12 protein-coding genes are annotated in these 14,735 nt (G+C 64.7%); 11 read left to right on the plus strand and 1 reads right to left on the minus strand.

Annotated elements, in window-relative coordinates; translation table 11 throughout:
- The first annotated feature begins 49 nt into the window (after positions 1-49).
- The 5 genes from AC0L2M_RS11265 to apnL are packed head-to-tail and all read left to right on the plus strand — an operon-like array spanning position 50 to position 6,177.
- Positions 50-694, plus strand: coding sequence for a DUF2291 family protein (locus tag AC0L2M_RS11265; RefSeq protein WP_023800210.1), 645 nt, complete (start codon positions 50-52; stop codon positions 692-694).
- Positions 691-2,247, plus strand: a complete 1,557-nt coding sequence (locus AC0L2M_RS11270) for a sugar ABC transporter ATP-binding protein (RefSeq protein ID WP_023800209.1) — start codon at positions 691-693, stop codon at positions 2,245-2,247. The genes AC0L2M_RS11265 and AC0L2M_RS11270 overlap by 4 nt, the downstream gene beginning before the upstream one ends.
- Positions 2,240-3,304, plus strand: a complete 1,065-nt coding sequence (locus AC0L2M_RS11275) for an ABC transporter permease (protein ID WP_473534868.1) — start codon at positions 2,240-2,242, stop codon at positions 3,302-3,304. The genes AC0L2M_RS11270 and AC0L2M_RS11275 overlap by 8 nt, the downstream gene beginning before the upstream one ends.
- 3 nt (positions 3,305-3,307) lie before the next feature.
- Entirely contained in the window at positions 3,308-4,342 is a 1,035-nt protein-coding gene (locus AC0L2M_RS11280; protein ID WP_023800207.1) for a Gfo/Idh/MocA family protein, read from the plus strand.
- Positions 4,339-6,177: a D-apionate lactonase gene (apnL, locus tag AC0L2M_RS11285; protein ID WP_128171935.1), complete on the plus strand. Its 1,839-nt coding sequence runs from the start codon at positions 4,339-4,341 to the stop codon at positions 6,175-6,177. The genes AC0L2M_RS11280 and apnL overlap by 4 nt, the downstream gene beginning before the upstream one ends.
- Before the next feature lies 1 nt (position 6,178).
- On the opposite strand, the gene AC0L2M_RS11290 is transcribed toward apnL, so the two are convergent.
- The gene (locus tag AC0L2M_RS11290) at positions 6,179-6,892 is read right to left on the minus strand and encodes a transcriptional regulator NanR (protein ID WP_023800204.1); all 714 of its coding nucleotides are present in this window, start codon (positions 6,890-6,892) and stop codon (positions 6,179-6,181) included.
- 140 nt (positions 6,893-7,032) lie between these two features.
- Between AC0L2M_RS11290 and oiaX the strand changes: the two genes are divergently transcribed.
- From oiaX to AC0L2M_RS11320, 6 genes are all read left to right on the plus strand, one after another.
- Entirely contained in the window at positions 7,033-8,283 is a 1,251-nt protein-coding gene (gene oiaX, locus AC0L2M_RS11295; protein WP_473534869.1) for a 3-oxo-isoapionate-4-phosphate decarboxylase OiaX, read from the plus strand.
- A gap of 4 nt (positions 8,284-8,287) precedes the next feature.
- Positions 8,288-9,619: a four-carbon acid sugar kinase family protein gene (locus tag AC0L2M_RS11300; protein ID WP_473534870.1), complete on the plus strand. Its 1,332-nt coding sequence runs from the start codon at positions 8,288-8,290 to the stop codon at positions 9,617-9,619.
- Positions 9,620-9,775: 156 nt separating this feature from the next.
- Positions 9,776-10,660, plus strand: a complete 885-nt coding sequence (locus AC0L2M_RS11305; protein WP_473534871.1) for a helix-turn-helix domain-containing protein — start codon at positions 9,776-9,778, stop codon at positions 10,658-10,660.
- A gap of 90 nt (positions 10,661-10,750) precedes the next feature.
- The gene (locus AC0L2M_RS11310) at positions 10,751-11,410 is read left to right on the plus strand and encodes a 2Fe-2S iron-sulfur cluster-binding protein (protein WP_128167483.1); all 660 of its coding nucleotides are present in this window, start codon (positions 10,751-10,753) and stop codon (positions 11,408-11,410) included.
- A gap of 3 nt (positions 11,411-11,413) precedes the next feature.
- Positions 11,414-12,400 carry an FAD binding domain-containing protein gene (locus tag AC0L2M_RS11315; protein WP_473534872.1) on the plus strand — a complete coding sequence of 329 codons (987 nt, stop codon included), beginning with the start codon at positions 11,414-11,416 and terminating at the stop codon, positions 12,398-12,400.
- Between the two features lie 9 nt (positions 12,401-12,409).
- The gene (locus AC0L2M_RS11320; RefSeq protein ID WP_473535007.1) at positions 12,410-14,695 is read left to right on the plus strand and encodes a xanthine dehydrogenase family protein molybdopterin-binding subunit; all 2,286 of its coding nucleotides are present in this window, start codon (positions 12,410-12,412) and stop codon (positions 14,693-14,695) included.
- Positions 14,696-14,735: the final 40 nt, after the last annotated feature.

Raw genomic sequence — 14,735 nt, forward strand, 5'->3', positions numbered from 1 at the left:
CTTGCTTCCATTTCCCGGGTGCCCTGACCGCCATGCCGAACAAGCCGACATGTTGAACAAGCTGACTTGGGCGACCGTTGCCGTGATATTTGGCATCAGCCTGACTGCCTGCAAGATCCTGCCGACACCGTCCGCGGAAGATGCCGGCAATGCACCGGCCTTCAATGCGGACAAGATGGTCGGCGATATCTGGGCTGCCAAAATGCTGCCCTATCTCCAGCAGAAGGCCGGATCGTTTCCCGAGGTTCATGCCCTGGCGAAAGCCGATCCTGCGGCTGCCGGCGCCAAGTATGGCAATCCGAAGAAGCAGGCGAATTCGCCGTGGACCTTCGCGGTTCGCCTCGAAGGCAAGATTGTTGCGGCGAACACACAATCACGCGCGGCAACCATGGATGTCGATGCCGACGGTGACGGCAAGGCGGATGCACGGGTGCAGATCGGACCCGCGATGCGTGGCACCGCGCTGCGCGACAGCCTCGACTTCATCCAGTTCAACGATTTTACCAATCAGATCGACTTCGCCCAGTTCGGCAAGGCGTTCAACATCCATGCCGACAAGACGGTGCTCTCCAAGCTGCCGCGCGAAGCGCTGGAGGGCCGCAGCGCCAGGGTTGTCGGCGCTTATGTCATGGGCAGCGGCCAGGACCTGCCGCTGGTGACCCCGGCGGAGGCAGAGGTGGAGCCGAAGCCATGACTGCCGCCGGCGATCATGATGTCATCCTGAAGCTGGAAGACGTCTCCAAGGTCTATTCGGGGACAGTCGCGGTCAAGCGCGCGAATTTCGAAGTGCGCAAGGGCGCGGTCAACGTGCTGGTCGGCGAAAACGGCGCCGGCAAATCGACGCTGATGAAGATCATCGCCGGTGTCGAACAGCCGACGCTCGGCCGCATCCTCCTGGAGGGCGAAGAGGTCTCCTTCTCCTCATCCGGCGACGCGGTGAACCGCGGCATCGGCATGGTGTTCCAGGAGCTGAACCTGTTCGGCAATCTGAGCGTCGCCGAAAACATATTTGCCACCCGCGAGATCACCAACCGGTTCCGCAAGATCGACAGCCGGGAACAGGAGCGCCGCGCGGCGGAATTTCTCGAGCGCCTGCAGGCCGGCATTCGGCCGGACATGCTGGTCGAGGATTTGCGCATCGGCCAGCAGCAACTGGTCGAGATCGCCAAGGCGGTTTCGCTCGATGCGCGCATCCTGATCATGGACGAACCGACCTCGGCGCTGAGTGCGGCGGAAGTCGAGATTCTGTTCAAGGTGATCGCCGACCTCAAGGCGCGCGGCGTGGCGATCGTCTACATCTCGCACCGGCTCGAGGAACTGATCCGCATCGGCGACTACATCACCGTGCTGCGCGACGGCCGCATCACCGGCCAGGAGAAGATGAAAAACGTCGACACGCAATGGATCGTGCGGCAGATGATCGGCTCCGACGCCAAGGACTTCGCCAAGGCCGACGGCCATGTTCCGGGCGATGAGATCTTCCGCGCCGAGGACATCTGCCTGCCGCGCGTGACCGGCGGGCTTGCGGTCGATCATGTCTCGCTGTCGCTGCGTGCCGGCGAGATCCTCGGCATATACGGCCTGATGGGCGCCGGTCGCAGCGAGCTGTTCGACTGCATCATGGGGCGCCACGGCCATGCCACCGGAACGATTTTCATAGCCGGCAAGAAGGTCAGAGAACGCGACACCACGCGGCGCATCCGACGCGGGCTGGCGCTGATCCCCGAGGACCGCCAGCGCGAAGGTCTGGTGTCGATCCTCTCGGTCGCCAGCAATCTGACGTTGGCCAGCCTGTCGCGGTTTGTGCGCCTGTTCCATATCAGCGGCGCCAAGGAGAACCAGGCGGTGACGCAGATGGTGCGGGAACTGGCGATCAAGGTCGCCGATCCGGCGCAGGAGGTCTCGTCGCTGTCGGGCGGCAACCAGCAGAAGGTGGTGATCGGTAAGGCGCTGCTCACCGGACCGAAGGTGCTGTTGATGGACGAACCAAGCCGCGGCATCGATGTCGGCGCCAAGGCCGACGTCTTTCGCACCATGCGCAAACTGTCCCGCGACGGGCTGGGCATTCTGTTCGCCACCTCCGATCTCGACGAGGTGATGGCGCTGTCAGACCGCATCGCGGTGATGAGCAATGGAAAACTGACCGGCATGTTCGATCGCGCCGAGGCGACGGAGGCGGCACTTGTCGCCGCATCGGCGCTTGGCCACGGGCCGGTCCCGCACATGGAGAGCCACGCCCATGACTGACATCCCGGCCAAGGCTTCGGTTGCCTCCGCCTCGAGCGGCTCCGTGCTGCTGACGCTGATGAAGGCGAGGACGTTTATTGCGTTGATCGCCGTCCTGATCTTCTTCTCGATCGCGGCGCCGAATTTCCTGTCGGCCGCCAACCTGATCCTGATGTCGAAGCACGTCGCGCTGAACGCCTTCCTCGCCATGGGCATGACCTTCGTCATCATCACCGGCGGCATCGACCTCTCGGTCGGCTCGATTGTCGGCCTGTGCGGCATGGTCGCCGGCTATCTCGTGCTCAACGGCATCGACCTGCAGGCCGGCTACACGATCTATTTCAACGTCTTCGAGATCGCACTGATCACGCTGGCGGTCGGTATATTGATCGGCGCCGTCAACGGATTGCTGATCACCAGGCTGAATGTCGCGCCGTTCATCGCCACGCTCGGCGTGCTCTACGTCGCACGCGGCCTGGCGCTGCTGTCGTCGGATGGTCGCACCTTTCCGAACCTCGTCGGCAAGCCCGATCTGGGCACGACGGGGTTCGGCTTCCTCGGCGCCGGCCGGCTGCTCGGCCTGCCGGTCTCGATATGGATTCTTGTCGTCGTAGCAGTTGGGGCGGCCTATCTGGCCAAATACACCCCGCTCGGCCGCCACATCTTCGCCGTCGGCGGCAACGAACGGGCGGCGCGGATTTCGGGCGTCAGGGTCAATATGGTGAAGATGTTCGTCTACATGTTCTCCGGCTTCTGCGCGGCGGTCGTCGGGCTGATCATCTCCTCCGAACTGATGGCCTCGCATCCGGCGACCGGCGAAAGCTTCGAGCTCAACGCCATCGCCGCGGCGGTGCTCGGCGGCACCTCGATGTCGGGTGGCCGCGGCACGATCGGCGGCACCATCGTCGGCGCCTTCGTCATCGGCATCCTTTCCGACGGGCTGGTGATGATGGGGGTGAGCTCGTTCTGGCAGATGGTGATCAAGGGCCTCGTCATCATCGTCGCCGTCGTCGTCGACCAGGCGCAGCGCCGGCTGCAGAGCCGGGTGACGCTGATGCAGATGGCAAAGGCGGGCTGACCCGTGGCGGAACTGCGAGGAGCGCTGATCGGCTGCGGCTTCTTTGCCGTCAACCAGATGCATGCCTGGCGCGACATCGACAGCGCGTCGATCGTCGCCATCTGCGACCGCGACCCGGAACGGCTCAAGGTGGTCGGCGACCAGTTCGGCATTGAGCGACGCTACACAGACGCGGCGGCACTGTTTGCCGGCGAAAGCCTGGATTTCGTCGATATCGCCACCACCGCGCCGAGCCATCGTTCGCTTGTCGAGATGGCGGCACAAAACCGCGTTCCGGCGATCTGCCAAAAACCGTTTGCGCCGACGCTTGCCGACGCCAAGGCCATGGTGAAGGCATGCAGCGATGCCGGCGTGGCGTTGATGGTGCATGAAAATTTTCGCTGGCAGTCGCCGATCCAGGCGGTGCGCGCCGTTCTCGACAGCGGCGACATCGGCACGCCCTTCTTCGGCCGGATCTCGTTCCGCTCGGCCTATGACGTGTTTTCCGGGCAGCCCTATCTGGCGACGGGAAAGCGCTTCATCATCGAAGACCTCGGCATCCACAGTCTCGACATAGCCCGCTTCCTGCTGGGCGACGTTTCGACGATCACGACCCGAACCGCTCGCATCAACCCCAACATTGCCGGCGAGGACGTCGCTACCATGCTGATGGACCACAAGAGCGGCGCAACGTCCGTGGTCGACTGCAGCTATGCGACCAAGCTCGCGACCGAGCCGTTTCCGCAGACGCTGGTCGAGATCGACGGCAGCGACGGCACGATCCGGCTCGAGCAGGATTACCGGCTCACCGTCACCGGCAGGAACGGAACGGCGGTCAGCGACGTCTCGCCGCCGCTGCTGCCCTGGGCATCGCGGCCGTGGCACAACATCCAGGAAAGCGTCGTCGCCATCCAAAAGCACTGGGTCGCCTGCTTGGCGAGCAAAACCGAGCCGGCAACCTCGGGCGCCGACAATCTCAAGACCTTGGCGCTGGTCGAGGCCGCCTATGCGAGTGCTGCGAGCCGTGAGCCGGTGCAGATCGACACGCTGCTGAGATGACCGCCGACGCCTTCCTCCTCTATGGCACGCGCGCTGTCCAGGCCGAGCCGGTCAGGCTGCGCGCCGGCGCACTCAGCGCCGACTTCGTCAACGGCAATCTGCGCACCATCCGCCATGGCGGCATCGAAGTGCTGCGCGCCATAGCCTATATCGTCAGGGATCGCGACTGGGGCACTTACGAGCCGACGCTTGCGGACCTGACTATCGACCAAGATGCCGACACTTTCTTCGTCAGCTATTCGGCAAGCTGTGTCGGGCCGGGAGGAAGCCGGCTCAACTTTCGCGCGACGATCAAAGGTTCCGCCGACGGCCAGCTGGTTTTCGACGTGAGCGCGCTTCCCGAAAACGCTTTCGAGACCAATCGCTGCGGCTTCTGCATCCTGCATCCAATCGCCGGCCTGGCCGGCAGCCCGGTCACTGTCGAGCACACCGACGGCAGCGTCGTCGCAACGAAACTTCCTGAGCTGATCGACCCCTGGCAGCCTTTCAAGGATCTGCGGGCGATCACGCATGAGGTCCGGCCCGGCGTCACCGCGGAATGCCGGATGGAAGGCGATGCGTTCGAGATGGAGGACCAGCGCAATTGGTCGGACGCGTCCTACAAGACCTACGTCCGGCCGCTGGCGCTGCCTTGGCCCTACATGCTGCCCGCCGGCCAGACTGTGCGCCAGACGGTCAGTCTGCGTGTGACCGGCGACGGCAGGGCGCCGGCTGCCGCAGCAGCAGCCGAGCCGGTCCGAGTCGAACTCGGCGAAACCGGACCGCTGCTGCCGGATATCGGCGTGATCATCTATCCGGACGAGGTCGAGACGGCGCTGGCAAACCTGCCGACACTGTCCGCGCTCGGCCCGCAGCAGCTGATGTTCCATTACGATCCAACGCGGGGCCATGGCCTCGACGCCTTGCAGTCCTTTGCCCGGCTCGCCGCAGCCTACCCGGTCGAGACCACGCTCGAATGCGTCGTTTCCTGCGTTGGCGATCTCGATGCCGAGCTCTCAGGCGTCGCCGGCATGGTGCGTCAGGCCGGGCTGAAGCTCTCGGCTATTGCCGTCTCGCCTTCGGTCGACCGGCAGTCGACGCCGCCGGGCAGCGCATGGCCTGAATGTCCGCCGCTTGAAGATGTCTATGCCGCGACGTGCCGCGCCTTTCCCGACATCCGCCTCGGCGGCGGCATGTTCAGCTATTTCACCGAACTCAACCGCAAGCGCGTTCCCGCCGATCTGCTCGATTTCGTCAGCCACTGCACCTGCCCGATCGTGCACGCCGCCGACGATCTCAGCGTCATGCAATCGCTGGAGGCACTGCCTTTCATCACCCGATCGGCGCGGGCGATCTTCGGAGCAAAACCCTACCGGATCGGCCCATCGACCATCGCCATGCGGCAGAACCCCTATGGCGGCGCGACCAAGGCCAATCCGCACAATCAGCGCATCGCCATGGCCGACCGGGATCCGCGCCATGCCGGGCTGTTCGCGGCAGCATGGACGATCGGCTATGGCGCGCGGGTCGCGCCGGCCGGGCTGGAGATGCTCACGCTGTCCAGCTTCAGCGGACCGTTCGGCGTGCTGGCGGCATCCGGGGAACCTGTCGACGAAGGTGAACCCCGGCCGATCTTCCAGGCCGTGCATGGGCTTTGCGAACTGGCCGGCTTCAGACAAGTGGCGGCGAGGACGAGCGATGAGACGCGGGTGGTCACGCTGGCCGGCCGTTCTGCCGCGTGCCAGACCATCATGTGGCTGGCGAACCTGACGGCGAGCGAAGTGACGGTTGATATTTTCGGGTTCGAACGACGCCGCCTTGTGATGACGCCTTACGCGATCACCCGGATCGGGTGAATCAGCTGCCGGAATTCATCACATAGAGCGCGCGTGAACGCTCAAGGTGCTTGATCATCGCCTTCTCGGCGCCGTCCGCGTCCTTCTGCTCGATGCGGCCGATGATCTCTTCGTGCTCGGTCAGCGTGAAATTTTCCTTGCCGCTCCAGATCAGCATCTCGGTGTGATATTCCTTCAGCCAGCCAAGCATCGCTTCGCTGACCGCGACATAGATCGGGTTGCCGGATATGGCCGCGATCTGGGTATGAAACTTCATATCGGCGGATATGAAGGCTTCGGAATCGCCGCGAAAGCTCCGCTGTTCGGCAACGGTTGCCCGCAACCGCTGCACGTCCTCGGCGGCGGCCTTTTCGGCGGCTTCCCTGACCATGCCGCGCTCGAAGAAGATGCGGGCGCTCTTGAGGTGCTCCAGCGTGTCCTTCGATGACGACAGGATGATCTTGGCGGCGCCGTCGACCTGCTTGATGATCGACTTGGCGGTCAGCTGAAGCACCTTCGCCCGCTCGCCATGCGAGATCGCGACAAGGCCCATATTGCTCAACGCCTGCATCGCCTCGCGGATCGCCGGCCTGCCGACCGCGAAGCGCTCCATCAACTCCCGCTCCGACGGCATGTCGTCGCCCGGCTGCAATTCGCCGCTGGTGATCAAGCGCTTCAGTCGCAAAAACACTTCGTCGGAAAGTTTGCGCCGGACGATCGGCTCCGAACGGTTCATCGTCGCCAATCACTCCTTGACCGGTTCTGTTTAGCATCGTCATCACGAATCTCGGAATGCTCGGCCGAGCAGGATATCGCTTGCAATACTTATGTACTCATTATACCAGATTTCGAAGATCAGGGAACTTTTTTCGGACTATGATCACCCTCACCTATCGCATCGAAACCCCAGGCAGCATCGACGCGCTGGCGGCCAAGATCGCCAGCGACCAGTCGACCGGAACCTTCGTCGCGCTGGCCGGCGAGACCGAGGAGCTCAAGGCCCGGGTAGCGGCGCGCGTATTGGCGATACGGCCTCTGCCGGACGCCGATCGCCCGTCCCTTCCCGAAGCCGGCGACGGGCCCTTCAATCGGGCGGATGTCGACATCGCATTTCCGCTTGATGCCATCGGCACCGATCTTTCGGCATTGATGACCATCGCCATTGGCGGCGTCTTTTCGATCAAGGGCCTGTCCGGCATTCGCGTCGTCGACATGAAGCTGCCTGAGGAATACCGGGGCGCGCATCCGGGTCCGCAATTCGGTGTCGCCGGCAGTCGCAGGCTGACCGGCGTCAGGGATCGCCCGATCATCGGAACGATCGTCAAGCCGGCGCTTGGGCTGCGCCCGCACGAGACGGCCGAAATGGTCGGTGAGCTGATCGACGCCGGCGTCGATTTCATCAAGGACGACGAGAAGTTGATGAGCCCGGCCTATTCGCCGCTGTCGGAACGGGTGAAGGCGATCATGCCGCTCGTCCTCGACCATGAGCAGAAGACCGGCAAAAAGGTGATGTATGCCTTTGGCATCTCGCACGCCGACCCGGACGAGATGATGCGCAACCATGATCTGGTGGCGAAGGCCGGCGGCAATTGCGCGGTGGTCAACATCAATTCCGTCGGCTTCGGCGGCATGGCTTACCTGAGAAAGCGCTCCAGCCTGGTGCTCCATGCCCACCGCAACGGCTGGGATATCCTCACCCGCCACCCCGGTCTGGGCATGGACTTCAAGGTCTGGCAGCAGTTCTGGCGGCTGCTCGGCGTCGACCAGTTCCAGATCAACGGCATCGCCTCGAAATACTGGGAGCCGGACTGGTCCTTCATCAGTTCCTTCGAGGCGGTGACCACGCCGATCTTTTCGCCGGAGGATTGCGCGCTGCCGGTCGCCGGCTCCGGCCAATGGGGTGGACAAGCCCCCGAAACCTACCGGCGAACCGGCCGAACGGTCGATCTTCTCTATCTCTGCGGCGGCGGCATCGTCAGCCATCCTGACGGACCGGGTGCCGGCGTACGCGCCGTGCAGCAAGCCTGGCAGGCGGCCGTCGATGGCATACCGTTGGCGGACTTCGCCCTGAGCCACCCGGAACTGGCGCGGTCGATCGAGAAATTCGGCGACGGCAAAGCGGCCTGACGCCATGCAAAGCCTGCTTCTGAGCTATTATGGCGATGATCTCACCGGCTCGACCGACGTCATGGAGGCGCTCGAGCTCGGCGGCGTGCCGACCGTGCTGTTCATGCGTCAGCCGGACGAGGCCATGCTTTCGCAGTTCGGGCATTGCCGTGCCATCGGCCTGGCCGGCACCAGCCGAAGCGAGACGCCGCAGTGGATGGACATGCACCTCAACCGCGCCTTCGCCTGGCTGAAGACCCTGAATGCCGAGATCTGCCACTACAAGGTCTGCTCGACCTTCGATTCCAGCCCGGCGATCGGCAGCATCGGCCGGGCTATCGAGATCGGCCGCTCGGTTTTTAGCCAGGACAGCGTGCCGCTGGTGGTCGGCGCGCCGCAGCTCAAGCGCTACACCGCCTTCGGCCATCTGTTTGCTGCTTACCGCGAACAATATTTCCGTATCGACCGCCACCCGGTGATGAGCCGACACCCGACCACGCCAATGGATGAATCCGACCTGCTGATCCATCTGTCGCGCCAGACGGACCTCACCTCGGGGCTGGTCGACTTGGCGACGCTGCAGTCGGCATCGCGCTCGGAAGCGTTCGATCGCTTGCTCGCCGATGGCACCAACATCGTGCTTTTGGATGTCGCCAGCCTGGAAAGTCAGGCGCTTGCCGGCAAGGAGATATGGCGCGTTCGCCGGCCGGGCGCATTCGTCGTCGGCTCTTCGGGCATCGAATATGCGCTGCTGGCCGAATGGGCCGCCAACCGGACCGTCCGTGCCGAGCCCAGCTTTTCGCCGCCGGGTGCGGCTTACCGGATCGCAGTGGTCTCGGGCAGCTGCTCGCCGACGACGGAACGACAGATCCGGCATGCTTTGACGGACGGTTTCGACGGCGTCGCGGTGGACCCTGTCGAACTGGTTTCCGAGGCCTCCAGCGATGCGATTGCGCGCGCGGCAGCAAGCGGGCGTGCCAGCCTCGAAGCCGGTCGCAGCGTCGTCCTCTACACCGCCCTCGGTCCCGCAGCCGACCGGGGCGCCGAAATCGATCGGCAGGAAGGCGCCCGCCACAAGCTTGGCCGCGGCCTCGGCGAACTTCTTCGCGAGCTGACGATCGAACAGAAATTGCAGCGCGTGGTCATTGCCGGCGGCGATACGTCGAGCCATGCGCTCGGCCAGATGGGCGTCGATGCGCTGACGGTCAGGATGCCGCTGCCCGCCTCGCCGGGCTCGCCGCTTTGCGTCGCCCACTCGCGCGTCAAGGCGATCCACGGACTGGAGATTGCGCTCAAGGGCGGGCAAGTCGGAAGCGACGACTATTTCTGCGCCATCCGCGATGGGCTCGGCGGCTGACAGGATTGCCTGATCTCACGACTTCTTGAACACGGCGCGGTTACCAACACACGATAGCTGCCCCACATAAGGCGCCGTACGCGCAGCGGCGGGGCGGCGTAAACGCTCAAGCGGGGCTGGATCACGGCTCCGCGAATGAACCAGCGGGATGCCGCGATGTCATTCAGACCATTGCTTGGTGACGGACGGGTTCGGAGCCAGGAGGAGAAGTCGGAGCCCCTGCAAACCGCGTCATGGGCCAGCTCTTCGATCGTTTTCGACAACCGGCGGTGGGCGTGCCGCGAGGCGGAACTGCGCTGGACAGCCCCTCATCATCTGATCGTGCTGACCGAAGAAGGCGGAACTTCCCATACCTCTATCCGGCACGAGGCAAAATCGCTGTACAACGGAATGGACCGTCCCGGAGCCCTCACCTTCGTCCCCGCAGGCGCCGAGCGGCACGGCTTCTATCGCGATGTAGACCTCTCCTACTCAGCCCTGTGGATCGATCCCGATATCAGGCTTCCTGGCTGCGAACGCCTGAGAGAGCTGCCGATCCTGGTGAACAGGAAAGACGTGGTGATCGCCACGCTGCTGAGTTCGCTTCGCGACGAGATGGCACTCGGCCACCAGCCGGACACTGCCTATATCGAGCATCTGGTCGCCCTGGTCAGCCTCCGCGTGGCCGCCCTGAACCGGGAGCAACACCCGTCGGTGCGCCACGGCTGTCTCAGCCGTCGCGCGCTTGGTCGAGTTCGGGGTTACATCGATGCCCATATGAATGCAGACATTTCGCTAAGCGAGTTGGCAGCCGTCGCGGGCATGGCCGTCGACAGTTTTGCACGCCGATTCAAGGCGACGACCGGGCTTGCACCCTATGCCTATGTGATCGAGGAACGCGTCCGGCGAGCCGAGATACTGCTGCGCGAAACGGGCTTGTCGATCGGCAGCATTGCCTTTCGGCTCGGCTTTTCAAGCCAGAGCCACTTCACCACGACATTCCGGCGTCTCAGGGGCATGACGCCTCGGGCCTATCGGGTGAATTCTTCTCCGGAATCCTGACATTGCCGCCGGTTTCTTGAAAGAAAACCGCCGCGCGCCTCCCCACCTCCAAGGTCGATGAGTGACAGAACTGCGACTGGGAGATCATGCATGGCTAAAACAGACCCAAGGAGCGGGCCGACTCGTCGAACGGTTCTGGAGGGCGGCGTGGCGACCGGCGTGCTCCTGGCTACCGGTATACCGGTATACGCGGAGCCGGCCGGCGCCGTTGCGGCGGCCGCATCGCCGACGCCGGCGCCGACGATGCCGATATCCCTGCGGATCAACGCGAAGGATTTTGCCGTCGAGCTCGACCCACGGACGACGCTGCTCGACGCGCTGCGCAACCATCTTGGCCTCACCGGCTCGAAGAAAGGCTGCGACCACGGCCAGTGCGGCGCTTGCACGGTGCTGGTCGATGGGCGCCGGATCAATTCCTGCCTGACGCTTGCGGCAATGCATGAAGGCGACGAGATCACCACGGTCGAGGGTCTTGCCGAGGGCGACCGGCTGCATCCGGTGCAGGCCGCATTCGTTGCCCGCGACGGCTTCCAGTGCGGCTACTGCACGCCGGGCCAGATCTGCTCGGCGGTCGGTATGCTAGGCGAGGCCAGGGCCGGCTGGCCGAGCCATGCGAGCGCCGACGTGGCTGCGGCATCCGTCGCTCTCACCGATGCCGAGATCCGCGAGCGGATGAGCGGTAACATCTGCCGTTGTGCCGCTTATCCGAACATCGTCGCTGCAATCCGCGACGCGGCAGAGGGGGCGTGAGCAATGCAGTCCTTCACTTATGAACGTGCGGTAAGTGCCGAGCAGGCAGCCGCCGCGGTCGCGGCGCGGCCGGGCGCCAAGTTCATCAGCGGTGGCACCAACCTGCTCGACCTGATGAAGCTCGAGATCGAGCGCCCTGCGCATCTCGTCGACATCAGCCGGCTGCCGCTCGATCGGATCGAGGAGACGGCGGCAGGCGGGCTTCGGGTCGGCGCCCAGGTCCGCAACAGCGATCTTGCCGCCGATCCGCGGGTGAGATCGCGCTATCCGATGCTCACGCAAGCGCTGCTGGCGGGAGCGTCCGGCCAGATACGCAACAAGGCCTCGACCAGCGGCAATCTCCTTCAGCGCACGCGCTGCCCCTATTTCTACGACCGCAGCATGCCTTGCAACAAGCGCGAGCCGGGTTCGGGCTGCGCGGCGCTGCAGGGCTTCAATCGCATGCACGCCGTGCTCGGCGCCAGCCAGGCCTGCATCGCGGTCCATCCCTCCGACATGGCGGTCGCCATGGCCGGGCTCGACGCCACGATCGAGACCATATCGCCCGGCGGCGGGACCCGCACGATGCCGATTGGCGATCTCCATCGATTGCCTGAGGCGACGCCGCATGTGGAAACCGTGCTCGACCACGGCGAGATGATCGCCGCCGTCACCCTGCCGCCGCCACCGCCCGGCCGGCAGGTTTACCGCAAGGTGCGCGACCGTGCCTCCTACGCCTTCGCGCTGGTATCGGTGGCGGCAGTCGTCGAGAAAAGCGGCGATCGTATCCAAAGCGCTCGGATCGCCATGGGCGGCGTGGCCGCCAAGCCCTGGCGCGCGACGGAGGCAGAGCGCACCCTCGCTGGAGCGGCGGCGTCCGACGGCGCCTTTACCGACGCGGCCGAAGCCGCGCTCGCCGGAGCCGTCGGATATGGCGGCAATGATTTCAAGATCCCGCTGGCGAAACGGACGATGCGCCACACGCTCGCTGCTGCCGCCGAGAGTGCATGAGGTGACATGATGACAGAGACGAAGACCTCAAACCGTCCTCGCGAAACACGCAGCGGCATCATCGGGCGTCCATTCGATCGCATCGATGGTCCGCTCAAGGTGAGAGGCGATGCCACCTACGCCTACGAGAATACGCTGGAGGGTACAGCCTTTGGCTATATTCTCGGCGCTGCCGTCGCCAAGGGGCGCATTGCCGAGATCGACACGGCCGAAGCCGAACGGGCGCCGGCAGTGCTGCTCGTCATGACGCACCGGAATGCGCCGTCCCAGCCGGATTTCGGCCCGGCGGTCACGCCGACGGTGCCGGAGGTCTTCACGCGCGCCCGGCCCGCGCTCAACAGCGAGCGGGTGCGCTATTACGACGAGCCCGTCGCGCTGGTCGTTGCAGAGACGTTCGAGGCGGCACGCGCTGCTGCCGGCCTCATCAAAGTGCGCTACGACGAGGAGCAGGGCCTCTACGATCTGTCGGGACATGTGGCCGACGCCTACGCACCAAAGCGGACCAATGCCGGCTTCGAGACCGACAGCGTGATCGGCGACTTCGAGAGCGCCTTTGCCGCAGCTCCGGTCAAGGTCGATGCCACTTACCGGACGCCCTTCGAACATCACAATCCGATGGAGCCCCATGCGACGCTCGCCGCCTGGTCAGGCAACGAGCTGACGATCCATACATCGGCGCAGACCCTGGCGAATTTCCGGGCAGGGGTCGCCAGCACGCTTCGCATCCCGCCCGAGCGTGTGCGCATCGTCAGCCCGTTCATCGGCGGCGGCTTCGGCTCCAAGCTGATTGCCCATGCCGATACGATCCTGGCCGCGCTTGCTGCAAAGGTCCTGCAGCGTCCCGTCAAGATCGCGCTGACGCGACAACAGATGTTCGCCAATGCCGGTCATCGCGCAGAGATGATCCAACAGGTACGTCTCAGCACGGGCACCGACGGGCGGCTCACCGGGATCGCGCACGACGTCTGGTCGGCAACGTCCAGCTTCGAGGAGTACTGCGAGCAAACGGCAGTTTTTGCCCGCTCGCTCTATGCGGCGCCGAATCGTGTCACCCGCCATCGCCTGGTCCCGCTGGATATCAACCGCGGCGAATGGATGCGCTCTCCCGGCGAAGCCCCCGGCATGCTGGCCTTCGAATGCGCCATGGATGAACTCGCCGAGCGGCTCGGACTGGACCCGATCGAGCTCAGGATCCGCAATGAACCGGCACAGGATCCCGAGCGCGGCGTGCCGTTCTCCACCCGCAACCTTGTCGCCTGCATGGAGGAAGGCGCCCGCCGTTTCGGTTGGCAGCGGAGAAACCCGACGCCGGCCCGCACCCGAGAGGGCCGCAAGCTCATCGGCTACGGCATGGCGGCGGCGATCCGTCCGAACTACATCGGCGCGGCGACGGCGCGGGTTGCGATCGACGGCGACGGTCGGGTGACGGCGCGGCTCGACATGACCGATATCGGGACCGGCACCTATACGATCCTGACCCAGATCGCCGCTGACAGCCTCGGCGTGCCGATCTCGTCCGTCAAAGTGGAGCTTGGCGACAGCCGCTTCCCGCGTACCGCCGGCTCCGGCGGGTCCTGGGGCGCGGCAAGTGCAGGGTCGGCGCTGCACAACGCCTGCAACGCCCTTAGGGAACGGATATTGCAGGCGGCGCGGTCAAGCGAAGCCTCGCCGTTGCGCGGCGCTGGCGCCACCGAAGCGAGCTTTGCCGACGGCGAGGTCAGGCTCGGCCAGCGTTCGGCGAGCCTGGCCGACCTCGTCCGGCGGATCGCTCCCGACGGGTTCGAGGCCGAGGGTTCCGTAGCCGCCGGCGCAGCCAACCCTTCATACAAGGCTTACTCGCAGCATTCCTATGGCGCGCATTTCGCCGAGGTCGCTGTCGATTGCGATACCGGTGAGATCCGCATGCGCCGGATGCTGGCGGTGATGGGCGCTGGCCGTATCCTCAACCCCAAGACCGCGCGCTCGCAAATCATCGGCGGCATGACCTGGGGAATCGGTGCGGCGCTGATGGAGCAGACGGTACTCGACCGGCGCTACGGCCACTTCGTCAATCACGATCTTGCCGAGTATCACGTCCCGATCAACGGCGACGTCCCGGAGATGGAGGTCGTCTTCCTCGAAGAACATGACGACAAGGCCAATCCATTCGGCGCGAAGGGGATCGGCGAACTCGGCGTCTGCGGTGCGGGGGCAGCTGTTGCCAACGCCATCTATAACGCGACCGGCGTGCGGGTGCGTGACTTTCCCATCACCCTGGACAAGCTGCTGCCTGCCTTGCCGGTGATCGCCATTTGACGCGGCAAGTCTTGTTCGGGCATTTCAAGCTCAAGGACAA

The sequence above is a fragment of the Mesorhizobium sp. WSM4806 genome, from assembly GCF_055811635.1.

Bases quoted from the DNA above. Each gene is read 5' to 3' on its own strand.
- AC0L2M_RS11265 (WP_023800210.1), top strand. From the start codon at position 50: ATGTTGAACAAGCTGACTTGGGCGACCGTTGCCGTGATATTTGGCATC.
- AC0L2M_RS11270 (WP_023800209.1), top strand. From the start codon at position 691: ATGACTGCCGCCGGCGATCATGATGTCATCCTGAAGCTGGAAGACGTC.
- AC0L2M_RS11275 (WP_473534868.1), top strand. From the start codon at position 2,240: ATGACTGACATCCCGGCCAAGGCTTCGGTTGCCTCCGCCTCGAGCGGC.
- apnL (WP_128171935.1), top strand. From the start codon at position 4,339: ATGACCGCCGACGCCTTCCTCCTCTATGGCACGCGCGCTGTCCAGGCC.
- AC0L2M_RS11290 (WP_023800204.1), bottom strand. From the start codon at position 6,892: ATGAACCGTTCGGAGCCGATCGTCCGGCGCAAACTTTCCGACGAAGTG.
- oiaX (WP_473534869.1), top strand. From the start codon at position 7,033: ATGATCACCCTCACCTATCGCATCGAAACCCCAGGCAGCATCGACGCG.
- AC0L2M_RS11300 (WP_473534870.1), top strand. From the start codon at position 8,288: ATGCAAAGCCTGCTTCTGAGCTATTATGGCGATGATCTCACCGGCTCG.
- AC0L2M_RS11305 (WP_473534871.1), top strand. From the start codon at position 9,776: ATGTCATTCAGACCATTGCTTGGTGACGGACGGGTTCGGAGCCAGGAG.
- AC0L2M_RS11310 (WP_128167483.1), top strand. From the start codon at position 10,751: ATGGCTAAAACAGACCCAAGGAGCGGGCCGACTCGTCGAACGGTTCTG.
- AC0L2M_RS11315 (WP_473534872.1), top strand. From the start codon at position 11,414: ATGCAGTCCTTCACTTATGAACGTGCGGTAAGTGCCGAGCAGGCAGCC.
- AC0L2M_RS11320 (WP_473535007.1), top strand. From the start codon at position 12,410: ATGACAGAGACGAAGACCTCAAACCGTCCTCGCGAAACACGCAGCGGC.